Raw genomic sequence first — 23,844 nt, forward strand, 5'->3', positions numbered from 1 at the left:
GACCGATCGGGCGCGGCGGAGGGGGGTGGGAGATGATCGGCATCTACGTCCACAACCGTGGGCGGGGTCATCTCCACCGCGTGCTCCCCGTGATGGGCGCCCTGCGGGAGCGGGGTCTTGACGTGACGGTCCTGATCGCAGGACAGTTCGACGACGCGCTCCTCCCCCCGGGGGCCCGGGTCGTCCACCTACCGTCCGCCACCGACGACGAGGAGGCGGCCGGGGAACTCACCATCTCCGCCCGCCGCGCCGCCGTCGCCTGGATGGACCAGGCGCGACCCCGTGCGTTCTGGGTTGATTCGTCTCCCGCCATGTCACTGGCCGCGCGGATGACCGGAATCCCGATGGTGAGCACCCTGCCGCCCGGGGTGAGGGAGGACGAGCCCCACCTGCTGCGGGTCCGCGCGGCGGAGCGATTGATTGGGGCGTGGCCACCGGGGGCACACCAGGCCACCCTGAGGCGGACCGAGGGTCCGGTGGCGGAGATCGGGGGCGTGTCCCGTTTCGAAAGACGGGACCGTGAACCTCGGGATCGTCGCCGCCGGCCCCTGGTGGTCCATCTGAACGGCTCCGGGACGGGGGGCGACCACAGGTTCTGGCGGGCGGTCAGGGGCACGGCTCGCGACCTCGGGGGGATCGAGTGGCTGGAGCTCGGTGGCCCGGACGGAGCGTGGCACGAGGACCCCTGGCCGGAGCTGTGCTCCGCCGATGTGGTGGTGACCGGGGCCGGTCAGGCGTCCGTGGCCGACGCGGCCTGCGCCGACGTCCCACTGGTGGTGGTCCCGGGCCGCCGCCCGTACGGGGAGCAGGACGCCACGGCCGAGGCCCTCGACGGGATCCCGGGGGCCTCCGTGATGCGCTACGGCAACGGCCCGACGGCGGTCGCCCGGGCGGTCACGGAACAGGTCGACCGCGTCCGCAACGGGGAGGCGGCCGGGATCAGATCGTGGTGGGGTGTCGACGGAGCGGCGTCCCGCGCCGCCGAGGTGATCCGGGCCGCCACGACGGGATTCGTCAGGTGACCACACACAACCCCCGCCGCATTTCCGAATTTTCACTTGCGTGAGAAAGCTGCTGACAAAGCACGGGACAGAGGCGTTCTCAAGTAGTTAGGCGCGCCTTGGTAGGCCTGTTTCCGTTTGACGTATCCCTGTCGGCTGACAGGATGAAGGTCCGCGTTCTGAACTACCAGGGCTCATGGCAGGGCACTTCAGTCTCGCGGAAAGGAGATGCCGTGCCCCGATACAGAAACCTCGAACCGACGGCCGAGTTCTGGTCGTGGCGGGATGACGCCGCCTGCATCGACCTCGAAGACCTGTTCTACAGCGCAGACGACGAATCCAAGGGGGAGCGCCGCCGCAAGGAGGAGAAGGCCAAGGAAGTCTGCCAGGGCTGCCCGGTGTTCGACCCCTGCAGGCAGTTCGCCATGGAATCGAAGGAACTGTACGGGGTCTGGGGTGGGACGACCGAGTCCGAACGACACGCCATGGCGGGCCGGCACCGGACGGGCTGACACCGGCCCACCCCGCGGGGGCTAGCGAGCCTCCCGCGGGGTCGCCTCATGGCCAGTGGTGCCCGCGGACCGGTTCCGCTCTTTGAGTTCGGCCTCGTAGACGTGGCGACGCCCGCCGGTGACCTCGTCGCAAACAGCCTTGCTGACCTCGCGGGCCGTGGTCCAGAACCCGTCGTCGAACTCCTCGACCATCTGGAACGTCCACCGTCCGTGGAGGACGTTCACCCCGACCATCTCGGTCCGGATCTTTTTCGCGAGCTCGGTGCGGCCGACCGCCTCCAGCTGGTCTGCGGCCTGTTGGTAGAGGATGTCCGCGCGCCCGATCAGCTGGTGCAGGTCGTAGAGGTGGCCACGGGCCCGCTCGACGTACTCCAGTGCCTCGGTGGCCGTGCCCGCGGCCTCCACCTCGGCATCGGTCGCGCCGGGTGGTCTGCGATGCTTCTCGTCGACACTCGGGGTCCGGTCGCCGACCGCGGCGCCGTCGTCCGCCACCGTCAGACCGCGCGGGTCAGACGCCGGAGCTGCTTCGGGCCGGTCCGGTGCTTCAGAGCGGTGACCAGGCCGGACCGCGGACCGTCGTGGTCCGGGTACGTCCGCGGCTCTCCCTCGAACATCCGCTCGGATCTCGTCTCCGGGGCGTCGTCAGGAGTGCCCTTGAGGAAGCGGTCGGGCAGGGAGAGCTTGGCGATCGTGCGCCAGGACTGCCAGTACTGCTTGTACAGCGGACCGGTCGTGTAGGGCAGGTCCCACCGTCGGCACACGTCCTGGACCTTCTCGGAGAGCTCCATGTACCGGTTGGACGGGATGGTCGGGAAGAGATGGTGCTCGATCTGGAACGACAGGTTGCCCGACATGAAGTGGGTGAGCTTGCTGCCGGTGAAGTTGGCCGAGCCGAGCATCTGACGGAGGTACCACTGGGCCTGCGTCTCCTGGTCGAGGTCCTCCAGGGTGAACTTGTCCGCGCCGTCCGGGAAGTGGCCGCAGAAGATCACCGCGTTGGACCACAGGTTGCGGATGACGTTCGCGGTGGCGTTGGCCGCCATCGTGGACTTCCAATTGGGGCCGGAGAGCAACGGGAACCACACGTAGTCCTTGCCCACCTGACGCCGGGCCTTCCGGACGAACTGGCCGATGCGTCGCTTCTGCTCCGGCCACCCCGAGGCGTTGATGGTCCCGGGAGCGATCTCGAGGTGCTGGACCCCCACGCCCCACTGGAACGCGAACGCGAGCATCGTGTTCCAGACCAGGTTGAGAGAGAACGCGGGGTGCCACGGCTGGTCCCTCGTCACCCGGACGACGCCGTACCCCACGTCGTCGTCCATCCCCACGATGTTGGTGTACTTGTGATGGTGGTAGTTGTGGGTGGCCTTCCAATGTTCGGAGGTCCCCACGATGTCCCACTCCCACGTGCTGGAATGGATGACCGGGTCGTTCATCCAGTCCCACTGCCCGTGCATGACGTTGTGGCCGAGCTCCATGTTCTCGATGATCTTGCCCGCGGCCAGCATCCCGGTGCCCAGCACCCAGGCCGGGCGGTATCCGGAGAAAAGCAGGACGCCGCGGGCGCCGGCCACGAGTCCGCGTTGGAGTCTGATGGTGTTCTGGACGTACCGGCGGTCGGCATCGCCGAGAGACTCGACGATCTCCTGTCGGATCGCCTCGAGTTCGGCGCCGATGGCCTCCACGTCCTCATCGGAGAGATGGGCGTATTCCTTCACATCTGATATCGCCATGTAGAGAAGGTACGGAGCGATTTGCAATATGTCGACCGGTCTGACGTTCCGCCGTGTTGATGCTCGATCGACGCTCAGGCGCCTATGATCCTCTGATGGCACTCGTCGAAATCTCAGGCGTGAACAAGCACTTCGGTGACTTCCAGGCGCTCAAGGACATCACCATGTCCATCGATCAGGGCGAGGTCATCGTCGTGATCGGCCCCTCGGGTTCGGGCAAGTCGACGCTGTGCAGGGCGATCAACAGGCTCGAGACCTTCGAGTCGGGCTCGATCACCATTGACGGCAAGGAGCTGCCCGAGGAGGGCAAGGCGCTCGCCAGGCTCCGTGCGGACGTCGGCATGGTCTTCCAGTCGTTCAACCTGTTCGCGCACAAGACGATCCTCGAGAACGTCACCCTCGGCCCCATCAAGGTGCGGAAACAGTCCAAGGCCGTCGCGGAGAAGCGGGCGATGGAACTGCTGCAGCGGGTGGGTGTCGAGCACCAGGCGTCCAAGTACCCGGCCCAGCTCTCGGGTGGTCAACAGCAGCGCGTCGCCATCGCGCGGTCCCTCGCGATGGACCCCAAGGTCATGCTCTTCGACGAGCCCACCTCTGCCCTGGACCCGGAGATGATCAACGAGGTCCTCGACGTGATGACCGGGCTGGCGAGGTCCGGCATGACCATGGTCGTGGTCACCCACGAGATGGGCTTCGCCCGGAAGGCCGCCGACCGCGTCATCTTCATGGCCGACGGGGACCTGGTCGAACAGGCCACCCCTGAGGATTTCTTCACCAACCCGCAGAGCGCGCGTGCGAAGGACTTCCTGTCCAAGATCCTGACCAACTGAGTCAGCCCGGGCCCGGGCACCACCCCCGAATCGGGCCCCCCGTTCCAGAGTCATTTTCCCCAGATCTCGACCCACCCATCTCACGAGGAGAACACATGAACTTCCGACGGATCGGATCGGCCGCAGCGGCGGTCACCCTGGCTCTCGGCCTGGCCGCGTGCGGGAACGATGACGGTGGCGAGAACCAGCTCCGGATCGGCATCAAGTTCGACCAGCCGGGCCTGGGGTTGAAGGAGGGCAACGACTACACCGGGCTCGACGTCGCCGTGGCCACGTACGTGGCCGAGAAGCTCGGCACCCCCGCCGAGGACATCGAGTGGGTCCAGGCGCCGAGCGCACAGCGCGAGACACTCCTCGAGACCGGGCAGGTGGACATGATCGTGGCCACCTACTCGATCACCGACTCCCGCAAGGAGAAGGTGGACTTCGCCGGACCGTACTTCATCGCCGGCCAGGACCTGCTGGTACGCGCGGACGACGACAGCATCACCGGGCCGGAGTCACTCGACGGCAAGCGTCTGTGTTCGGTCTCCGGGTCGACCTCGGCCCAGAACGTGCAGGAAGAGGTCCCGGGGGTCAACCTCCAGGAGTTCGGCACCTACTCCGAGTGCGTCTCGGCGCTGGTGTCCAACGCGGTCGACGCACTCACCACGGATGACACGATCCTCGCGGGCTACGCCGCTCAGGACCAGTACCAGGGCCAACTCAAGGTGGTCGGCGCGCCCTTCTCCGAGGAGCTCTACGGGATCGGCATCCAGAAGGGCGACACGGAGAAGTGCGAGCAGATCAACGAGGCCATCCGCGAGATGATCTCCGACGGCAGCTGGGACGCGGCCGTCGAGGAGAACCTCGGAGCGGCAGGCTTCGAGCCGGGCGAGGGTAACCCGCCCAACCCGGCCGCGTGCGCCTGACCTGACCAGAAACCACCTCCGCGCCACCGGTGAACGGTGGCGCGGAGGCCCTCCACACCTCATGACGGAAGGTGGACCATGGGCGATATCTTCGCCGATTATGACGTCCTCGGGGCGGTGTGGGTCACCATTCAGCTCTCGCTCCTCGGGACGGCGGGCGCGTTGGTGCTGGGGACGATCGTCGCGATCCTGCGGGTCTCCCCGGTGGCCGTCCTCCGGGGACTCGGCACCTCCTACGTCAACATCTTCCGGAACCTGCCGCTGACGCTGTTGATGGTGTTCAGCATCCTCGGCCTGTCCTTCATCCTCCAGCTGTCCGTCTCGGACGACTTCGCCCGCAACGCCTTCTGGTGGGCCGCGATCATGCTCGCCGTCTACCACGCGGCGTATGTCTGCGAGGCCCTGCGTTCCGGCGTCAACACGGTCCCGGTGGGCCAGGCCGAGGCGGCCCGGTCCATCGGGCTCGGGTTCGGGCAGTCCCTGCGGGAGGTGATCCTCCCGCAGGCGTTCCGCGGTTCCATCGCCCCCATGGGCTCGGTGATCATCGCGCTCGTCAAGAACTCCACGGTCGCCGCGGTGATCGGCGTCGGTGAATCGGCCGGTCTGCTCCAGGTGATCACCGAGAACGAGGGGGCGAGCCTGCCGACGTTCTTCTTCTTCGCGATGGTATTCGTGATCCTCACCCTGCCGATCGGGCTCTGGACCACCTCTCTCTCACGGAAGCTGTCGGTGAAGCGATGAGCACCCAGGCCGTCCTGTTCGACGCCCCGGGCCCCAAGGCCCGCCTCCGCCACAAGATCTTCACGGTGATCGGTGCCCTGATCGCCGTCGGCATCGCCTACGTGGTCTACATCCAGTTCGAGGCCGCCGGCCAGCTGCAGGCGTTCATGTGGGAGCCGTTCGTCACCGATCCGGAGGTGTGGACCTCCTACCTGATCCCCGGTCTCAAGGGGACGTTCACCGCGGCAGCCATCTCGATCGTCCTCGCGGTGATCTTCGGGCTGCTCTTCGGCATGGGCCGGCTCTCGCCGTTCGCCCCACTGCGGTGGTTCTGCAGCGTGATCGTGGAGTTCTTCCGCTCGGTCCCCGTACTGCTGATGATGGTGTTCGCCTACTTCGGGTACTTCGCCACCTCGAACATCGTGCCCAACCAGCACGCGCCGCTGGCCGCGGTGGTCACCGCGCTCACCCTCTACAACGGTGCCGTCATCGCGGAGCTCGTCCGTTCGGGAGTCCACGGTCTGCCCTCGGGGCAGACCGAGGCGGGACTCGCGGTGGGGCTCACCCCGGGGCAGGTGCTGCGCTCGATCCAGCTCCCCCAGGCGCTCACGGCCATGCTCCCGGCGCTGGTCGGCCAACTCGTCGTCGTCCTCAAGGACTCCGCACTGGGGTACGGCATCACCTACCTGGAGCTGCTCAACTGGTCCAAGACCCTCGGCTCCGCCTACGCCAACACCGTTCCCGCGTACATCGTGGCCGGCATCCTCTTCGTGATCATCAACTACACGCTCACCAAGCTCGCCGTCTACCTCGAGGGGCGTCTGAAGAAGCGCCGCGCCAGGGCCTGACCACCGGCGGGCGTGCTGCCCAACAGGACCCGGTTACGCCGGAGGGCCCCGCCGGATACCGATCCGGCGGGGCCCTAAACCGCTGTGGTGGCCTCGTGGGAGACCGGCGGTGTCAGCTCACTTCGGTGGCATCCGGATGCCACCGTCGACGCGCACGGTCTGCGCGTTCATGTACGGGTTGGTGAGCAGCTCCATGACCATCGACGCCAGTTCGTCGCCCGAGCCGAGACGCTTGGGGAACAGGACGCTCTCGCCCAGCTTGGCCTTGAACGCCTCCGAATCGGGGCCCTCGCCGTAGATCGGGGTGTCGATGAGGCCGGGTGCGACGGTGTTGAGGCGTATCCCGGCGGCCGAGAGGTCACGGGCCACGGGCAGGGTCAGGCCCACGATGCCGCCCTTGGAGGCGGAGTACGCGGCCTGCCCGATCTGCCCGTCGAACGCGGCGACGGAGGCCATGTTGACGATCGCGCCCTTCTGGCCGTCGTCGTCGGCCTCGCCGCGGGACATGGCCGTGGCGGCCAGTCGGAGCATGTCGAACGAGCCGATGAGGTTGATGTCGATGACCTTGCGGAACGAGTCGATGTCGAAGGCCGAGGCGAACTCGCCGTCCCGGCCGATCGTGCGCTGCGCCCAGCCGATGCCGGCCGAGTTGACCAGGTACCGCAGCGGGCCCAGCTCGAGCGCGGCCTCGACGGCCTTGATGTTGTCCTCGGTCTTGGTCACGTCGACGGCCACGAACACCCCGCCGACCTCGCCCGCGAGGGCCTCGCCCTTCTCGGCGTTGAGGTCGGCGACGACCACCTTCGCACCCTGCGCGGCGAGCTGACGGACGACGGCGGCGCCGATTCCCGACGCACCGCCCGTGACGATTGCACTTGCTCCGGAGATATCCATGGCTGAACCGTAACAAGCGGAGGTGATCGATACGGGTGTCACGGGGCGGTCAGCCGGAAATCACCCGGCCGAACCGTCGACCACCACGTCCCAGCGGATGCCGAACCGGTCCCGGACCTGACCGTAGTGGTCGCCCCAGGGAGCCACCTCGAACGGCATCGCCAACTCGCCCCCGCCGTCGGCGACGGCCGCGATGAAGGTGCGGGCCTCGTCGGTGGTGTCGAAGGCGAGGAGGAACGAGTAGACGTCGTTGGCGAGCCGGGGCAGGTCCTCGCCCATGGCGTCGCCGCCGGTCAGGGTGATGCCCGGGGCCTCCAGCGTCGCGTGCGCGACCGATCCGGGCGGCGGGGTCCCCGGGAAGCCCTCCATCGGCGGCATCTCGTCGTAGGTCATCAGCTCGAGGCGACCGCCGAAGAGGTCGCGGTAGTACGGGAACGCCTCGGAGGCGTTACCCGGGAAGGAGATGTAGGGGCTGGACTGCATGGCCATCGCGGATCCTCTCGCCTGCGCGCCCCGGCCCGTGCCTGAGGCGTTCTCCGCATGATCGACGCTAGTCCGGTCGCCAGCCGCAGTCACGGGAAAACACGTGACCTCCGCTCGCCGACCGGGGTGACTAGGTCCCCGTCGTGGGTGACCGTGTCCGCCAACCGGGGTCGCGGCCCGCCAGCGCGAGCAGCCCGGCACGCGCGTCCGCATCGGGCCCCACGGAGCGCGCCGGGGCCAGCACCCCGAAGGTGCGCATGAGCTCCACCACGTCACGCCCGTTCTCGAGCACCCAGCCCGCGAGCGCTTCGGCCTCCTCGGAGTCCCATGATTCCGGCCGTAGGTCATGGGCGTGCACGACGAGTTCGAAGACCCGCAGCGCCAGCAGGTCTCGGACGGGGATCTCGGCGAGTCGATGGGCGACCAGCTCATCGGCGTCGGGGGCCGAGGCCAACCGCTCACGAAGCCCTGCGGAGGTACGGGACAGAGCCCCGGCGGGGTCGTCGCCGGCATGGTCCGCCGTCCGCGTCCAGCCGATCTCCGACTCCGGCAGGTGCGGGAAGTAGGCCGCATACCGCAGGCCGCCTCCGAGGACGTGATTGGCGCAGTCCCGGCGACTCCATCCGGGACACGACCCGCAGTCGCCCTCGAGACCGTTGGCGAGCGCCCGCCCGAACAGTTCGGTGGCGGCGTCGAGGACGGTCAGGTGGTCGTGGGGCAGCGGGTTCTCGGTCACGGGGGCTCCTCCGGAATGTCCGGACCCCACAGTAGGTTGATCGTGTCGTCGTGAACAGCACGTCATGATCAGTCCGCCGGGGTGCCCGCACGGGGCGCGCCCGCCCATCCCAGAGAGAGGAACCCTCGCCACCATGAGCCCGCAGACCTCCGGCGCAGCCGAGACCCGGGAGTTCCAGGCAGAGACCCGGCAGCTGCTGGATCTGATGATCCACTCGATCTACTCCAATCCGGACACCTTCCTCCGAGAGGTCATCTCCAACTCCTCTGACGCCCTGGACAAGGTGCGGCTGGCCGCGCTCCAGGATTCCTCGTTGGGGGTCGACACCTCGGACCTGCACATCGAGTTGATCCCCGACGAGCAGGCGCGGACGCTGACGATCCGCGACAACGGCATCGGGATGTCCCGGGACGAGGTGGTGGACCTCATCGGCACGCTCGCCAAGTCGGGCACCGGCCAGATGCGCGAGGCCCTCGCCGCGGCGCGGGCGGCTCAGGAGTCGGGCGAGGCCAGCGAGCAGGTGACCGCTGATCTCATCGGCCAGTTCGGCATCGGCTTCTACTCCACGTTCATGGTCGCCGACGAGGTCACGCTGGTCACCCGCAAGGCCGGCGAGACCACCGGCACGCGCTGGACGTCGGGAGGCGAGGGCACCTACACGATCGAGGAGGCGCCGGACGCCCCCCAAGGCACCTCGGTGATCCTGCAGCTCAAGCCCGCCGGCGGGGATGCGGCGCTGCCCGACTACGCCGCGGAGTCCACCCTGCGCCGGGTCGTGCGCACCTACTCCGACTTCATCGCCTGGCCGATCCGGATGGAGGTCGAGAGGCCGGCACCGGAACCGACGGGGGACGACGACGAGGGGAACGACCCCGCTGCCGAGAACACCCTCACCGAGACCGTCACCCTCAACTCCCAGAAGGCGCTGTGGACGCGGCCCCGCTCCGAGGTCACCGACGAGGAGTACTCGGAGTTCTACCGTCACGTCTCCCACGCCTGGGACGAGCCGCTGGAGACCATCACCCTCAAGGCCGAGGGGACGTTCGAGTACCAGGCCCTGCTCTTCCTGCCCACGCAGGTGCCGTTCGACCTCTTCTCCCCGGATACCAAGCGCGGCGTCCAGCTCTACGTCCGCAGAGTGTTCATCATGGACGACTGCGAGGAGCTGGTGCCTCCGTTCCTGCGCTTCGTCAAGGGCATCGTCGACGCACAGGACCTCTCGCTCAACGTGTCGCGGGAGATCCTGCAGCAGGACCGCCAGATCCGGGCGATCCGCAAGCGCCTGGTCAAGCGGGTTCTGCAGACGATCGAGCAGATCCGGACCGACCGTCCGGAGGAGTTCCGCTCGTTCTGGAAGAACTTCGGAGCGGTCCTCAAGGAGGGCCTGATCTCCGACGTCGACGCCCGCGACCAGCTTCTCGCCGTGAGCACCTTCGCATCCACTCGCGCAGTCTCCGACGATGCCACCGGGGGCGACGACGACGAGGTGGGCACCACCATCGCCGAGTACGTCTCCCGCATGGCCGAGGGGCAGGAGGAGATCTACTACCTCACCGGCACGTCCCGCGCGGCGGTGGAGAACTCCCCGCATCTGGAGGCCTTCCGGGCGCGGGGCGTCGAGGTGTTGGTGCTCACCGACCCGGTCGACGAGGTGTGGGTGGACGCGGTCGGCGAGGTGGACGGCAAGCGCCTGCGTTCGGTGGCCAAGGGTGACGTGGACCTGTCCGGTATCGGCTCCCCCGTCGAGGAGGAGAAGGACCAGGCGGACTCCGCGGAGTTCACCGGCCTACTCAAGTGGTTGGGAGAGGAGCTGTCCGACGAGGTCAAGCAGGTGCGGCTGTCGCAGCGGCTCACCGAGTCCGCGGCCTGCATGGTGGGCGACGAGTTCGACATGACCCCGCAGCTCGAGGCGATGTACCGGGCCTCAGGCATGGAGTTGCCCGCGAGCAAGAGGATCCTGGAGCTCAACCCCTCGCATCCGCTGGTCGAGCGGCTGCGCTCTCAGTACTCCGAGGACCCGTCCGCCCCGGGCCTCGCCGACACGGCGCGGTTGCTCTCGGGCGCGGCCGTCCTGGCCGAGGGGGGCACGCTCGCCGACCCCGCCGCCTTCGCCAAGCTGCTGGTCGACCGGATCTGACGCCGACCGTCCCCTCGCCGCCCCGCGGGCACCCTGTCCCGTGGGGCGGCGATCCCGCCTCCGCCCCAGTAGCCGCAGGGCACCCCGATCAGGACGCCCAGCCCGGTCTCCACCGGGGTGTGGTGGCTGATCCGGACCCGTGCCCACGCCACGGGTGGCACCAGAACGAGAAGCCGCCAGTAGCCGGGTGAGATCTGACGGGCCAGCACCGAGACCACACCGGACAGGACGGCGGTGTGGAACGAGACCTTGACCCGGGTGGTGGCGGCGCCGGCCACGCCCAGAGCCACGAGCGCCGCCCGGGTCATCCGCTGCAATTCGACAGGCGCCTCGCGGCGACGTTGGGCCACCATCAGGGTGGCCACCGACGCGGCGATACCGGCGATCACCAGCGGGCGGTCCTCCCTCCGGGTGACGTGGTGATCGGACAGGGCCTTGCGTCGCACCCGCCAGGCGATCGCCGCCTGGGGTACGACCCCCAGCCCCGCTGCGGTCGCCGCTCCCCAGCCGGTCGAGCCCACCCGGTGGCCCAGGTGGAGGGAGCCGACTGTGAGCACCACCCACGGGGCGAAGAGCTCGGTCAGGAACACCGCCGGGCCGGCGGTCGCGTCGGTCGACGGCCCCGGTCCGGTTCGCGAGGCCGCCTCAGTCGACAAGGGACCGGGCCAGGCGCAGGGTGGCGGCGTCGAACAGGACGAGCGTCGCGGTCTCGATCGTGGTCGGGGTGGTGGCGATGCTGTCCAGGGCGGTATGGATGGCCTCCTCGCGTGGCCACCCGTAGGCGCCGGCGGAGATGAGTGGGAACGCCACGGTGAGCGCCCCGAGTTCGTCGGCCACGGCGAGAGAGTTGCGGTAGCACTCGGCCAGCCGCCGCTCCCCGTCCGGCGTGCGACCGTGCACCGGCCCGACGGTGTGGATCACCCATCTGGCGGGCAGCTCGCCGGCCCCGGTCGCGACCGCCTGCCCGGTGGGGAGGCCGTCAGGCAGGCGGGTGGCCCGCAGCTCCCGGCACTCCCGCAGGATCTCCGGCCCGCCCGAGCGGTGGATCGCCCCGTCGACGCCGCCACCACCCAGCAGCGAGGAGTTGGCCGCGTTGACCACCGCGTCCGCCGGCAGTCGGGTGATGTCCCCGTGGTGCAGGGCGATCCGGGTGTGGGTGCCCATCACGACTCCGGACGCGAGACCAGCGGAGGGGAGTAGTCGAGGCGGTCGACGAGCCACATGATCGTGGCCACCTCGCCCACCCAGGCAAGGCTCACACACCAGCCGGCGAGGACGTCGCTGGGGAAGTGCACGCCGAGGTACATGCGGGTCACGCCGACCGCGGGGACGTAGGCGCTGGATGCGGCGATCACCGGGTAGCGCCACCCGGTGGGCCACGCGAGCACGCAGGCGCAGCCGGCGAGCGCCGCGCTCGCCATGGCGTGCCCACTGGGGAACGAGTAGCTCTTCTCCTCGACGATGTGGGTGAAGAAGGTGGGGCGGTCCCGCCGGTACATCAGTTTGAGGACCGAGTTGATGATGGTGGACCCGACCAGGGACACCGTGAGCAGCGCGGCCGGTCGGCGGCTGCCCCGCACGTAGGCCAGGTAGCCGGAGGTGGCCAGGGCGAACACCGGGACGGCGGTGACCCCGCCGAGTTCGGTGACCGCCCGGACGATCCGTGTGTTGCGTGGGGTGTGTCGCCTGCGCAACCACAGCATGACGGGCCGGTCGAAGGGCAGCTTGGCGCCGGAGCTGATCCGCTCGGCCAGTTCGACGAACCCTATGACCGGGAGGGCGAACCCGGCGAACGCGACGCCGAATATCGCCCAGGTCCCGCGCGGCAGGGGGACCTGGCCCCTGTCGATGATGCTGCCCAGGACCCCGTCCGAGGGTGACAGTGGCCGGAGGACGTCCTTCGCCGCGGACAGGGTCCGGCTGCGGCGGGAGGTCGTCGTTCGCGACATGCCCACACCCTAGGCAAGGTCGCGCGGCGGCGGGGGATCCCCGCGAACCGTGACACCGCGCACTGGCCGCGGGCCGTGTCTACTGTGGATCGTGTCGACCCGATCAGCGGAGGACGTATGACCCAGACCCGTGTGGAACGAGACCTGCTCGGTGAGAAGGCGGTCCCGGCTGACGCCTATTACGGGATCCACACCGTGCGTGCCGTCGAGAACTTCCCCATCGACCCCACGACCATCAGCGACATCCCGGACTTCATCCGCGGGATGGTCATGGTCAAGAAGGCCGCCGCGCTGGCGAACCTGGAGATGGGTGTACTGGACCCGGACGTCGCGGAAGCCATTGTCGGTGCGTGCGACGAGATCCTGCTGGACGGTCGCTGCATGGACCAGTTCCCCTCGTGCGTCTACCAGGGCGGGGCCGGAACGTCGGTCAACATGAACACCAACGAGGTGGTGGCCAACCTCGCGCTGGAGCGGATCGGGCGACCCAAGGGCGCCTACGATGTCATCAGTCCGAACGACGACGTCAACCGTTCGCAGTCCACCAACGACGCCTATCCGACCGGTTTCCGGATCGCCCTGTGGCACTCCCTCGAGCGGCTCGAGCCGGCGATCGTCGCGTTGCGGGAGGCCTTCTACGACAAGTCGGAGGAGTTCCGCGAGGTCCTCAAGATGGGCCGGACGCAGCTGCAGGACGCCGTCCCCATGTCGCTGGGCCAGGAGTTCGGTGGGTTCGCGGTGACCCTCGACGAGGAACTCCACGTCCTCGGCGCGGCGGCCCGGATGCTGCTCGATGTGAACCTCGGTGCCACGGCCATCGGCACCGGCGTCAACACCCCGCCCGATTACCGGCGTGCGGTAGTCGAGCACCTGCGGGTCGTCACCGGTCTGCCGGTGACGGGGGCGATGAACCTCATCGAGGCGACCAGCGACACCGGTGACTACGTCAACGTCCACGCAGCCCTCAAGCGGACCGCGTCGAAGGTGTCCAAGATCTGCAACGACCTGCGTCTGCTCTCCTCCGGTCCCCGGGCAGGCCTCAACGAGATCAACCTCCCGGAGCTCCAGGCGGGGTCGTCGATCATGCCGGCCAAGGTGAACCCGGTCATCCCCGAGGTGGTCAACCAGGTCTGCTTCAAGGTGATCGGCAACGACGTCACGGTGACGATGGCGGCCGAGGCGGGGCAGCTGCAGCTCAACGTGATGGAGCCCGTGATCGCGCAGGCGATGTTCGAGTCGATCTCGTTGCTCACCTCCGCGATCGAGACGCTCACGGAGAAGTGCGTCCGGGGTATCACCGCCAACGTGGAGGTGGCGCGCCGCAACGTCATGGACTCGATCGGCATCGTCACCTACCTCAACCCGGTGATCGGCCACCACAACGGTGATTTGGTGGGTCGTGAGTGCGCGCGCTCGGGCCGTGGCGTCCGCGAGGTCGTGTTGGAGATGGGCCTGCTCTCGGCGGAGGAGGTCGACGACATCCTGTCCCCGGCCAATTTGCTGCGGCCCCGGTACAAGGGCAAGTCGAGCGGGCAGCTGGCAGCCGCCCCTCCCGACGACCTGTCGGACCCCACCTGAGACACCGATCGCCCCGGACACCCGAGGGGGTGACCGGGGTTCTGCGGAGTCGGTGGACCCGGATCAGGTGGCGTTCTCGACCGGGCCGACCTGACCGATGCTGCTCACGGCGAGCTGGCCGATCGAGCTCTCGAAGCCGAACGACTGCTCGAGGGCGGCGGTGGAGCCGGAGATGAAGCCGTTGATCGCGGCGGACGAACCGACGGTGAAGTCGAACTGGGCGAAGAAGTCGGCGAGTGCCTTCAACATGGTGTGCCTCCTGGTGGACATCGACGCGATCTGTACCGCGCGGGCGGACCGTGTGCCCGCCTCTACCTGGTCTATCCGCGGTCGATGCCGGGACGTTAGCCCCGAAACATGCTGAAACCTGTTACCGCAGCGGCTAACGTCGGGGCATGAGTTCTCCCACCACCCGCGTCGTCGCGGGCCGTCAGATCACGTTCCCGGTCCCCGTCGTCTCCGCCTCGATATCGGGCGCCGCGTTCCTGTCGCGGACGGCCGTCGCCCGTCGGCTCATCGCCGCCGGGCCCCAGTCCGCGATCCTGGATTCCGCGGGGGCCGAGCCGGTGTCCCTCCCGGGTGGTCGTACGCCGGTCACGATGATCCACGTCCGGTACCACGACGTCCCGGGCAACGTCCTCGGTGGATATCACGAGGTGGGGTTGGCATTCCAGGTCAAGGTGCCGGGGGTCGGTGTCCAGCAGCACATCCACGAGCTGCCGGTCGACCAGGACTTCACGCTCGCGGCGGGCAACGAACTCTGGGGCTTTCCCAAGTGGAAGGGCGACATGGTCGGGACGGCCGGTGGAGCCCTGGACGACGCCCGTCTCGGAGCCGTGGGGTCCTCGGGGGCCGGTGGCATCGACCTGAAGCTCGACACCCGCCTGGGGGTGCCGCTCCCCGGTCGCCACTCCCTGGGGATGAACTGCATCCAGGTCCTCGACGGCAAGCCGGTCCTGGTCCGCGCCGGCGCCAAGGTCGCGGGCGGTCGGTTCCGGCCACTGGGGGGCGCGCGGGTGGCGATCGCCTCCGGGGCCCAGGACGGCGATCCCCACATCGCCCGGATCGCCGAGGCCGTCCGCGAGCTCGGGCTCGACCGGGCGCGGGCGCTGGCGACGTTCTCCTTCGAGCGGTTCGAGGCCGAGTTCCAGGCACCCCGCACCCTCTCCTGAACCCCCGACCCACCGCGAGGTCGGATCTGAGGGGCCAGGCTCAGGAGGTGGCTGCTCGGGGGGATGCGGCGAGCGCCTCCCGGGCGACGGGTTCGGCCGCCGCGCGATCGGCGGGCACCAACCCGACCCGGCTGCGGCGGTCGAGGATGTCGTCGACGGTCAGTGCCCCCTCGTGCGTGACCGCGTAGGAGAACTCCGCGCGGGTCACGTCGAGTCCGTCCGCCACCTGCTCCAGCGGCCGATCCAGAACGCTCTCGGCCACCACGGTCGCGGCCTCCTGTCCGAAGCGGGCCACGAGCGACGCCGGCAGGCGACCCGCGCCCGCGTGGGCACCGGGCCGCGCGACCTCGGGGTGGCCGGGTGCGCCGACCAACGGCAGGTCGGTGGTGCGGCACGGCGCCGCGCCGACGCCGGTCCGCCGCACGACCAGGTCCACCGCCTGCTCGGCCATGAGCCGGTACTCGGTGAGCTTGCCGCCGGTGATGGTGATGAGCCCGTTGTCCGAGGTGAGCACGGCGTGTTCGCGTGAGAGGTCCGCGGTGTCGCCGTCGCCCGAGTCGACCAGCGGGCGCAACCCGGAGAACGTCCCCAGCACGTCGTGGTGCGTCAGCGACGTCTCGAGTGCTCGGTTGACCACGTCGAGCAGGAACTCGACCTCGTCCTCGCCCGCCACCGGCACGTCGGGGACCGGACCGGGGGCGTCCACGTCGGTCAGGCCCACGTGGAGCCGACCGAACTCGGCGGGGATGGCGAAACAGAAGCGGTTGGTCTCGCCCGGGACGGGCACGGTGAGGGCGCCCTCGGGATCGCCCAGGGCGGCCGCACTGATGACCAGGTGCGTGCCCCTCGAGGGGCGCACGCGCACCCCGGGCGTCGTCTCACCGGCCCAGACGCCGGTGGCGCTCACGACGGCCCGCGCGGAGATCGCGAAGTCGTCGTCGTCCCCGTCGAGCTCGTCGCGGACGGTGACCCGCGTCCCGCTGGCCTCCAGGACGCGCGCGCGGGTGATCACCCGGGCTCCGTGCCCGGCCGCGGTCCGCGCCACCGCGGTGACCAATCGGGCGTCGTCGACCAGCTGGCAATCCCAGTTGAGGTGCCCGAAGACCAGCCCGTGCCGACGGACCCCGGGCACATACCGCGCGACCTTCCCGGCGCCCAGGATCCGCGCGCCGGGCAGCCTGTCGGCCCGCGTCCCGGCGAGGCGGGACAGCAGCGTGCCGGCGACGAACCCCAGCCCGGGGAGCACCGCTCCGAGCGGCGGGGTGTCCCGGAAGACGGGGACGACCTGCGCGAGCGGTCGCACGAGATGGGGTGCGGTGCGTTCGAGCATGATCCCGCGTTCGACGGCCGAGCGGCGCGCGATGCCGACGTTGCCGGTGGCCAGGTACCGCAGGCCGCCGTGGGCGAGCTTGGACGACCATCGGCTGGTGCCGAACGCCAGGTCGTGCGCCTCCAGGAGCACGGTCTCGAGCCCGCGGGAGGCGGCGTCGAGCGCGATACCGGCGCCGGTGATGCCCCCTCCGATCACCACCAGATCCACGGGGGTGTCGCGGTCACGCAGGTCGGCGAGCTCACGAGCCCGACGTGCGGCGGACAGTGCGGTGGTGTGGACGGTCATAGGCCGAGGTACCCCCTGATGAGTAGGTTCAGTTCGGTCCGCCAGGTGGCCGGGTCGAGCGGCGGGTCGGCGAGCGGGGCGGACAACACCAGCCCCTGGACGGCGAGGAAGAGCATGGTCGCGGTCCGGTCGGCATCGCGCCCGGCGAGCCTGGGGTCGCTCGCCACCGCCCGCGAGAGCAGCCCGCGGAGGACGTCGATGAGTCGGCGCTGCGAGGTACCGAGCCGGTGGAAGACGTACTCGGAGAGCATCTCGGACTCGTGCCTGCGGAACGCGTCCAGCAGCGGGTCCGTCCGCACCTCGTCGGCGAACGTGCACAGCAGCTGCACGAGCTCGTCCGCGTCGCCGGGTGCCGGGTCGGGGAGAGTCGAGTGGGGGAGTGCGGGATCGACCCGCTCGACGACCGCGGTGAGCTCGCGGGTGAGCAGGTCGGCGAAGAGTGCGGTGATGTCCGGCCAGTGGCGGTAGAGGGTCGTCCGTCCCACCCCCGAGCGACGGGCGACCTCGACCATCGTGGTCCGCGTGGCCCCGATCTCGAGGATCGAGTCGCGGGCGGCCGTGAGCGCGCGGTCGCGGGTGGCGGCGGTGCGGTCTGTCGACAGTGCCGGGGCGGACGAGGTCACCGGAGCTCCTGACTGGCGCGCGGCGCCCTGTGGCGATCGTCCGGGGGTTCGGTGCCCGTCAGTGCGGAGATCGTGGAAAACGGAACAGATTGAGGTTTACTGTTCCAGTATGAGCGACATGAACTCCTCTGACAACCTGCCGTTGCCGCCCATGGCCCTGTCCCGGTGGGGCACGGAGGCCGAGGCGAGGGACCTGGGCGAGGGCATCCGCGGCCTGCTGCGCGACGTGCTCGGGGTGACCGCCGAGGGCGGCCTGCACTTCGATCCCGCCGCCGTGGCGGCGTCCCCGTCCCGCCTGGCCGACCCCGACCTGTCGGCCCTCGCCGCCATCGTGGGGGAGGGCAACCTCTCCACCGCCGACGCTCAGCGGCTGCCCCGGGCCAGGGGCAAGTCGACACCCGATCTGCTGTCCTGGCGGCTGCGTCCCGAGGTGGACTGCCCTGACGCGGTGGTCGCACCACGTGACGACGACGAGGTGGCGGCACTGCTGGCCTGGTGCGGACGCGAGGGGGTCGCGATGGTCCCCTTCGGCGGAGGCACCTCCGTGGTGGGCGGCCTCACCCCGGACGCCGGTGGCCACCGGGCCGTGATCTCGGTGGACCTCGCGCACTTCGACTCCCTCGAGTCGATCGATCCCGAATCGGGTGAGGCGGTCCTCGGGGCGGGCCTGTCCGGTCCGCGGGCGGAGGAGTTGTTGGCCGGACACGGCTTCTCGCTCGGCCACTTCCCGCAGTCCTTCCCGTATGCGACCCTGGGCGGCTACGCGATGACCCGCTCGTCCGGGCAGGCCTCGGCCGGGTACGGGCGCTTCGACGAGATGGTCCGCGGGCTGACCGTGGTGACGCCGATCGGCGTGATCGAGGCCGGCCGGGCGCCGGCGTCGGCCGCCGGACCGGACCTACGGCAGTGGCTGTTGGGGTCCGAGGGCGCTTTCGGGGTGTGCACCCGCGTGCGGCTACGGATCCACCCGGTGCCGGAGACGGTCCGACACGAGGCGTTCCGGTTCCCCGACTTCGCCACCGGTGCGGCGGCGCTGCGCGCGGTCGAGCAACAGGGCGCCGGCCCCACCGTCATCCGGTTGTCAGACGAGGCGGAGACGGCGGTGAACCTGGCCACGGCCACCGAGGCGATCGGGGAGCGGGCCGAGGGTGTCGGCACGGAAGGTGCGGGCACGGGCGGCGAGAGTGGGGGCGGGGAGGCCGGCGGCTGTCTGTGTCTGGCTCTGTTCGAGGGCACGCCCGAGCACACCGGGTCGCGCCACGCCGAGACCCGGGCGGTGCTGCTGGCCCACGGCGGCGTCTCGTTGGGTGCCGGACCGGCCGAGGCGTGGGAGCACGGTCGCTTCGGTGCGCCCGTCCTGCGTGATGCGTTGCTCGACAACGGCGCTCTGGTCGAGACGCTGGAGACCGCCACCGACTGGTCGAACCTGCCCGCGCTGCGGGATGCCGTCGCCGCGGCGCTGACCACCTCGCTCGAGGCCAGCGGTACCCCGGCACTGGTGATGTGCCATATCAGTCACGTCTACCCCACCGGCGCGTCGCTCTACTTCACCGTGGTGGCGGGTCAGCGGGGCGAGGACCCCGTCGCGCAGTGGATGCAGGCCAAGCGGGCGGCATCGGAGGCGATCGTGGCCACCGGGGGGACGATCACCCACCACCACGCGGTCGGCGTGGACCACAGGCCCTACCTCGAGGCCGAGATCGGCGAGGTGGGCGTGCGGATGCTGCGCGCGGTCAAACACGCCGTCGACCCCGAGGGAGTGTGCAACCCGGGGACGTTGATCCCGTGACCGCGCAGCTGTCCGACCGTCGGATCCGCACGGTCGCCCTGCTGACGAACCCGGCCGCCGGCGGGGGGCGGGGTGACCGGGTCGCCGACAGGGCGGCCGCGAGGCTGCGGTCGCACGGGCTCGAGGTCGACGCCCTTCGAGGGACCAGCGCGCAGGAGTCCCTCGATCTGGCCCGCCAGGCGATCGCCGACGGCGTGGATGCTCTCGCGGTGTGCGGCGGTGACGGGATGGTCTCCCTGGCGGTGCGGGCGCAGGCGTTCTCGGGCGTCCCGATCGGCATCATTCCCGCGGGCACCGGGAACGACCTCGCCCGCGAGTACGGCATCCCGTTGGACAGTCCGGAGGCCGCTGCCGACGTCGTCGCCGACGGCCGGGTCGAGCAGGTGGACCTCGGCAGGGCCACCCCGGACGGCGGCGATCCGCATCTCTTCGCCTCCGTCCTGTGCGCGGGGCTGGATTCGGCGGTCAACCGGCGCGTCAACGAGATGACGATCCTCCGCGGGCCCCTCCGCTACGTCCTGGCCTCGATCATCGAGTTTCCGACCTACCGGGCCCGTCGGTTCCGCATGACCTTCGACGCCGGTGAGGCGGGGGAGGAGACGGTGGAGACGGAGGTCCTCCTCAGCGCGTTCGCCATCACCCGGAGCTACGGGGGCGACATGAGGATCGCCCCCGACGCCGACCGGTCCGACGGGTTGTTCGACGTCTGCTACGTCGGCAGGATATCCAAGCCCCGACTGGCGTGGCACTTCCGCAGGATCTACTCCGGTACCCATGTCGGGCTCCGGGGGGTGACCACACGGAGGTGCAGGTCGGTTCGGATCGAGGCGCAGGACGTGGAGGCGTTCGCCGACGGTGACGCCGTGGCGCCGCTCCCGGTGACCGTCGAGGTCCTCGCGGGGGCCGGCCTGTTCCTCGTACCACGGTAACTCCAGCACCATCTGTAACACTGATTTACGCAGGTCACGCGGGTTACGCATCACCGATACCTCATCCGCCAATCGGTTCGCTTCAGGCTCGCCGAGACGGCATGATCACCTCCATGCGCTCCAGGCTCACCGCGTCACTCGCGACCATCGCCGTCACCTCCGCCACTCTGATGGGTGGCGGGGGCGCGACGGCCTCCGCCCAGGCTCTGCCGTCGTTCCTCCCGCAACACGTGGTGGACGGTCTCGTCTCCCAGGCCCGTGCGGCGGTGCCCGCCGAGGTGTGGGCGGCGGTCGGGTCGACGGGGATGATCTACCAGGACGTCTCAGGCGGGTTGCGCGAGGGCATCGTCCGGGAGATCGACTCCTACCGGGTGTCCAGGGGGCTCGGCGCATTGGCGCCCAACCCGACCCTGGACCGCGAGGCGCAGGCGTGGGCCGACCGGCTCGCCGCCCAGGACGCCGTCTATCACAACCAGGCCCTGCTGAGCCGCGGCCACGGGGAGAACATCGTCGCCGCCGGTACCCACTGCGGACCGGTGTGCCTGGTCGACCTGTGGAAGAACTCCCCCGGCCACAACGACAACCTGATTGACCCCGGGTACCGTTCGGCGGGAATGGGGATCGCGTACTCCGCCGGTGGCAAGGTGTTCGTGGTACACAACTTCGCGTACTGACGTCAGCCCGGAGGACCGACCCGCCGACAAGCACGGCCGAACAGACGAGGGAGACCATGTCCGAACGGATCACACGCGCACTGAGGCTCAGGACAGACCCGGGGATCTTCCTCACCACCGTGGCGGTCATCGTGGCCTTCGTGGTGGTCACGTTCATCGCGGGGGACTGGGTGGGAGACGTCTTCGGCACCGCCTCGGGGTGGATCATGACCAACCTCGGGTGGTTCTACATCGCCGGGGTCTCCATCTTCCTGCTCTTCCTGCTGTGGATAGCGCTGAGCCGGTTCGGTCATGTCCGGCTCGGCGCCGACGGCGAGGAACCCGAACATTCCACGGCGGCGTGGTTCGGCATGCTGTTCGCCGCCGGGATCGGCACCATCCTCATGTTCTGGGGAGTGGCCGAGCCCATCTCGCACTTCGCCACCCCTCCCCGCGGCGGGGTGGATCCCGGCAGCAGGGAGGCCGCCCAGGAGGCCATGGCCTTCACCCTCTACCACTTCGGTCTGCACACCTGGACCATCTTCGCGCTGCCCGCCCTGGCCTTCGCCTACTTCATCTACAAGCGCAAGATGCCACCGCGCGTCAGTTCGATCTTCGCGCCGATCCTGGGCAACCGGGTCTACGGGCCCATCGGCAAGACGATCGACGTCGTGGCGCTGGTGGGAACCGTGTTCGGCGTGGCGACCTCCGTCGGCCTCGGCACACTCCAGATCAACGCCGGTCTCAACGAGCTCTTCGGGATCGCCGTGTCCCCGGTGGTGCAGGTGCTCGTCATCGTCGTGGTCACCACCATCGCCTGCATCTCGGTGGCGGCGGGTCTGGACAAGGGCATCAAGCGACTGTCCACTCTCAACATCGCCCTGGCCGTCGCGCTGCTCGTCTTCATCGTCGTCACCGGTCCCACCCTGTTCCTGCTTAAGGGGACGGTGGAGACCTTCGGTGTCTACGCCTCGACCCTGCCCGAGCTGGCGTTCTGGAACAACGTCTTCCCGGCCAACGACGACCTGGCGACCTGGCAGAACACGTGGACCGTCTTCTACTGGGCGTGGACCATCACGTGGTCGCCGTTCGTGGGCATCTTCATCGCCCGCATCAGTCGCGGTCGGACCATCCGCCAGTTCGTCTTCGGCGTGCTCGTCCTCCCGGTGGCCTTCTCCATCATCTGGTTCGGAGTGTTCGGCATGGCGTCCTTCGACATCGAACTGAACGGACCCGGTGGGTTGGTCGAGGCGGTGGTCGACGACGGTGACATCCCGGGCGCGCTGTTCGCGTTCCTGTCCAACTACCCACTCGCCACCCTCGTCTCCGGGATCGCGGTGCTGATCGTCGTCATCTTCTTCACCACCTCGGTCGACTCGGCCGCGATGGTCGTCGACATGATGGCCTCGGGCGAGGACGACACAGTCGCCCCGTCGCCCGTCCACCAGCGCATCATCTGGGGCGTCCTCATGGGCGCCACCGCCGCGACGCTGCTCGCCGGCACCGGGACCGGTGGTCTCAGCGCCCTGCAGGAGGTCATCACCGTCATCGGCCTGCCGTTCTTCGTCATGGGCTTCGTGATGATGTACAGCCTCGTCAAGGGCATCTCCGCCGACCTCGGCGAACGCCCGCCCACGGTGACCAGGCAGTGGGATCGCGCCTACTCGCCCGAGGAGTTCGAGAAGAACGAGACCACACCTTCGCCCGAGCCGATCGGTCCGCTGCACCGGATCCCGGGGGAGGAGGACGACGGCGCGCCGAATCCACTCCAGTCACCCGACTAGTGTCCTCGCACGTCGAGCATCGTCATCGCCGCGTGCATCTCCCACACGAGGATCTCGGCCCCGTCGGCGCCGGCGGTGACCCGGCGACCACCCGTGGCGGTGAGTCGCGCGGCGTCACCGGTGGCCAGTTCGCCCTCGCCCTCCAGATCGACCGAGCCGACGGGCACGTAGAGGTGGAGGTACGGCGCATCGGGGAGCTGAACCGACCGACCCGGCTGTAGTCGCGCGGCGAGCAGCGCGGAGGTGCTGTTACGGATCCGGATGGCGGCCCGGTCGGCGTGGGTCCGGAGTCCTCCCGCGACGACGGCGAGGTGGTTCTCCAACTCGTCGGGGGCGATCTCGCGCTGGTCGTACCCCGGGTCCCCACCGGTGGAGTCCGGGACGACCCACATCTGGACCAGGTGTACCGGTTCGGCCGGGGCCTCGGAATGCTGGATCGATCCGTCGCGCCAGCCGTCGTTGCGCTCGGAGTGCAGGATCCCCGTCCCCGCGCTCATCCGCTGGGCGAGACCGGGGTAGATGATGCCGTTGTGGCCCTCCGAGTCCTGGTGGACCAGCGAACCGGACAGCACCCAGGTGACGATCTCCATGTCCCGGTGGCCGTGGGTGTCGAACCCGGAACCCGGCGCGATCCGATCGTCGTTGTTGACGAGGAGTCGCCCGAAGTGGGTGTTCATCGGATCCTGGTGGCGGGCGAAGGAGAAGGAGTGACGGGAGTCCAACCAGCCGCCACCGGTGTGGGAGCGCATGGCCGACCGACGGAGTGTGACCTGTCCACCGAGCACGACGCCCCCTTGACTAGCTGATGCAACAACAATACCCTCGAGTGGTTGGCTTCGGCCGGGGCGCCTGTCCAGAACGGTCGTCCAGGCTTTTCGCTGATACGGCGACGGTCTCCTGCCCGCGGGCGTAAGGTGACAGTTGTCAGTGACGGGAGTCACATC

General features: G+C 69.4%; 24 protein-coding genes. 13 read left to right on the forward strand and 11 right to left on the reverse strand.

Going from position 1 to position 23,844, the window contains the following annotated elements:
- The first annotated feature begins 32 nt into the window (after nucleotides 1-32).
- Both ABIE38_RS14080 and ABIE38_RS14085 read left to right on the forward strand, forming a co-directional pair.
- Nucleotides 33-1,022, forward strand: coding sequence for a glycosyltransferase (locus ABIE38_RS14080; RefSeq protein ID WP_354057298.1), 990 nt, complete (start codon nucleotides 33-35; stop codon nucleotides 1,020-1,022).
- 212 nt (nucleotides 1,023-1,234) lie between these two features.
- Nucleotides 1,235-1,513, forward strand: a complete 279-nt coding sequence (locus tag ABIE38_RS14085) for a WhiB family transcriptional regulator (RefSeq protein WP_354057300.1) — start codon at nucleotides 1,235-1,237, stop codon at nucleotides 1,511-1,513.
- A gap of 21 nt (nucleotides 1,514-1,534) precedes the next feature.
- Here the strand turns inward: ABIE38_RS14085 and ABIE38_RS14090 are convergent, their stop codons facing one another.
- Together ABIE38_RS14090 and ABIE38_RS14095 are read right to left on the reverse strand one after the other, a co-directional pair.
- A complete protein-coding gene (locus ABIE38_RS14090) occupies nucleotides 1,535-2,005 on the reverse strand; it encodes a hypothetical protein (protein WP_354057302.1) in 471 nt (156 codons plus the stop codon).
- A 2-nt stretch (nucleotides 2,006-2,007) separates the two neighbouring features.
- Nucleotides 2,008-3,246 (reverse strand): fatty acid desaturase family protein, encoded by a 1,239-nt coding sequence (locus tag ABIE38_RS14095; protein ID WP_354057304.1) that lies wholly within the window; start codon nucleotides 3,244-3,246, stop codon nucleotides 2,008-2,010.
- Between the two features lie 95 nt (nucleotides 3,247-3,341).
- Here ABIE38_RS14095 and ABIE38_RS14100 point away from each other — a divergent pair, with 95 nt between their 5' ends.
- From ABIE38_RS14100 to ABIE38_RS14115, 4 genes are all read left to right on the forward strand, one after another.
- Nucleotides 3,342-4,076 carry an amino acid ABC transporter ATP-binding protein gene (locus ABIE38_RS14100; protein ID WP_354057306.1) on the forward strand — a complete coding sequence of 245 codons (735 nt, stop codon included), beginning with the start codon at nucleotides 3,342-3,344 and terminating at the stop codon, nucleotides 4,074-4,076.
- 95 nt (nucleotides 4,077-4,171) lie between these two features.
- Nucleotides 4,172-4,987, forward strand: coding sequence for a glutamate ABC transporter substrate-binding protein (locus ABIE38_RS14105; protein ID WP_354057307.1), 816 nt, complete (start codon nucleotides 4,172-4,174; stop codon nucleotides 4,985-4,987).
- Nucleotides 4,988-5,065: 78 nt separating this feature from the next.
- Nucleotides 5,066-5,728 (forward strand): amino acid ABC transporter permease, encoded by a 663-nt coding sequence (locus tag ABIE38_RS14110; RefSeq protein ID WP_354057309.1) that lies wholly within the window; start codon nucleotides 5,066-5,068, stop codon nucleotides 5,726-5,728.
- Nucleotides 5,725-6,555, forward strand: coding sequence for an amino acid ABC transporter permease (locus tag ABIE38_RS14115; protein WP_179523725.1), 831 nt, complete (start codon nucleotides 5,725-5,727; stop codon nucleotides 6,553-6,555). Before ABIE38_RS14110 ends, ABIE38_RS14115 begins: the two co-directional genes overlap by 4 nt.
- Nucleotides 6,556-6,672: 117 nt before the next feature.
- On the opposite strand, the gene ABIE38_RS14120 is transcribed toward ABIE38_RS14115, so the two are convergent.
- The 3 genes from ABIE38_RS14120 to ABIE38_RS14130 all read right to left on the reverse strand — a co-directional run bounded on the left by ABIE38_RS14120 (nucleotide 6,673) and on the right by ABIE38_RS14130 (nucleotide 8,668).
- A complete protein-coding gene (locus tag ABIE38_RS14120; protein ID WP_354057311.1) occupies nucleotides 6,673-7,449 on the reverse strand; it encodes an SDR family NAD(P)-dependent oxidoreductase in 777 nt (258 codons plus the stop codon).
- 60 nt (nucleotides 7,450-7,509) lie between these two features.
- Nucleotides 7,510-7,938 carry a VOC family protein gene (locus tag ABIE38_RS14125; protein WP_354057313.1) on the reverse strand — a complete coding sequence of 143 codons (429 nt, stop codon included), beginning with the start codon at nucleotides 7,936-7,938 and terminating at the stop codon, nucleotides 7,510-7,512.
- 124 nt (nucleotides 7,939-8,062) lie between these two features.
- On the reverse strand, nucleotides 8,063-8,668 hold the full coding sequence (locus ABIE38_RS14130; protein ID WP_354057315.1) for a maleylpyruvate isomerase N-terminal domain-containing protein: 606 nt from the start codon (nucleotides 8,666-8,668) through the stop codon (nucleotides 8,063-8,065).
- A gap of 133 nt (nucleotides 8,669-8,801) precedes the next feature.
- Between ABIE38_RS14130 and htpG the strand changes: the two genes are divergently transcribed.
- Nucleotides 8,802-10,805 (forward strand): molecular chaperone HtpG, encoded by a 2,004-nt coding sequence (gene htpG, locus ABIE38_RS14135; RefSeq protein WP_354057317.1) that lies wholly within the window; start codon nucleotides 8,802-8,804, stop codon nucleotides 10,803-10,805.
- Between the two features lie 645 nt (nucleotides 10,806-11,450).
- Here htpG and ABIE38_RS14140 read toward each other — a convergent pair.
- Both ABIE38_RS14140 and ABIE38_RS14145 read right to left on the reverse strand, forming a co-directional pair.
- Nucleotides 11,451-11,969 (reverse strand): O-acetyl-ADP-ribose deacetylase, encoded by a 519-nt coding sequence (locus tag ABIE38_RS14140; RefSeq protein ID WP_354057319.1) that lies wholly within the window; start codon nucleotides 11,967-11,969, stop codon nucleotides 11,451-11,453.
- A complete protein-coding gene (locus ABIE38_RS14145) occupies nucleotides 11,969-12,754 on the reverse strand; it encodes a phosphatase PAP2 family protein (protein WP_354057321.1) in 786 nt (261 codons plus the stop codon). Before ABIE38_RS14145 ends, ABIE38_RS14140 begins: the two co-directional genes overlap by 1 nt.
- Before the next feature lie 117 nt (nucleotides 12,755-12,871).
- On the opposite strand from ABIE38_RS14145, the gene aspA reads away from it, so the two are divergent.
- Complete coding sequence (gene aspA / locus ABIE38_RS14150) at nucleotides 12,872-14,332, forward strand: aspartate ammonia-lyase (RefSeq protein WP_354057323.1); 1,461 nt, start codon at nucleotides 12,872-12,874, stop codon at nucleotides 14,330-14,332.
- A gap of 63 nt (nucleotides 14,333-14,395) precedes the next feature.
- On the opposite strand, the gene ABIE38_RS14155 is transcribed toward aspA, so the two are convergent.
- Nucleotides 14,396-14,581, reverse strand: coding sequence for a hypothetical protein (locus ABIE38_RS14155; RefSeq protein ID WP_354057325.1), 186 nt, complete (start codon nucleotides 14,579-14,581; stop codon nucleotides 14,396-14,398).
- A gap of 146 nt (nucleotides 14,582-14,727) precedes the next feature.
- Here ABIE38_RS14155 and ABIE38_RS14160 point away from each other — a divergent pair, with 146 nt between their 5' ends.
- Entirely contained in the window at nucleotides 14,728-15,504 is a 777-nt protein-coding gene (locus tag ABIE38_RS14160) for an acetoacetate decarboxylase family protein (protein ID WP_354057327.1), read from the forward strand.
- Between the two features lie 40 nt (nucleotides 15,505-15,544).
- Here the strand turns inward: ABIE38_RS14160 and ABIE38_RS14165 are convergent, their stop codons facing one another.
- Both ABIE38_RS14165 and ABIE38_RS14170 read right to left on the reverse strand, forming a co-directional pair.
- Complete coding sequence (locus ABIE38_RS14165; RefSeq protein WP_354057329.1) at nucleotides 15,545-17,122, reverse strand: glycerol-3-phosphate dehydrogenase/oxidase; 1,578 nt, start codon at nucleotides 17,120-17,122, stop codon at nucleotides 15,545-15,547.
- Nucleotides 17,119-17,745: a TetR/AcrR family transcriptional regulator gene (locus ABIE38_RS14170; RefSeq protein WP_354057331.1), complete on the reverse strand. Its 627-nt coding sequence runs from the start codon at nucleotides 17,743-17,745 to the stop codon at nucleotides 17,119-17,121. Before ABIE38_RS14170 ends, ABIE38_RS14165 begins: the two co-directional genes overlap by 4 nt.
- Before the next feature lie 151 nt (nucleotides 17,746-17,896).
- Between ABIE38_RS14170 and ABIE38_RS14175 the strand changes: the two genes are divergently transcribed.
- From ABIE38_RS14175 to ABIE38_RS14190, 4 genes are all read left to right on the forward strand, one after another.
- Nucleotides 17,897-19,534, forward strand: coding sequence for an FAD-binding oxidoreductase (locus tag ABIE38_RS14175; protein WP_354057452.1), 1,638 nt, complete (start codon nucleotides 17,897-17,899; stop codon nucleotides 19,532-19,534).
- A complete protein-coding gene (locus ABIE38_RS14180; protein WP_354057333.1) occupies nucleotides 19,531-20,463 on the forward strand; it encodes a diacylglycerol kinase in 933 nt (310 codons plus the stop codon). Before ABIE38_RS14175 ends, ABIE38_RS14180 begins: the two co-directional genes overlap by 4 nt.
- A gap of 113 nt (nucleotides 20,464-20,576) precedes the next feature.
- Nucleotides 20,577-21,137: a CAP domain-containing protein gene (locus ABIE38_RS14185; RefSeq protein ID WP_354057335.1), complete on the forward strand. Its 561-nt coding sequence runs from the start codon at nucleotides 20,577-20,579 to the stop codon at nucleotides 21,135-21,137.
- A gap of 56 nt (nucleotides 21,138-21,193) precedes the next feature.
- On the forward strand, nucleotides 21,194-22,900 hold the full coding sequence (locus ABIE38_RS14190) for a BCCT family transporter (RefSeq protein WP_354057337.1): 1,707 nt from the start codon (nucleotides 21,194-21,196) through the stop codon (nucleotides 22,898-22,900).
- Here the strand turns inward: ABIE38_RS14190 and ABIE38_RS14195 are convergent.
- Nucleotides 22,897-23,649, reverse strand: a complete 753-nt coding sequence (locus ABIE38_RS14195) for a pirin family protein (RefSeq protein ID WP_354057339.1) — start codon at nucleotides 23,647-23,649, stop codon at nucleotides 22,897-22,899. The two genes, ABIE38_RS14190 and ABIE38_RS14195, sit on opposite strands and share 4 nt — an antisense overlap.
- Nucleotides 23,650-23,844: the final 195 nt, after the last annotated feature.

This window comes from Dietzia sp. 2505, assembly GCF_040546785.1.
Lineage (GTDB): Bacteria > Actinomycetota > Actinomycetes > Mycobacteriales > Mycobacteriaceae > Dietzia.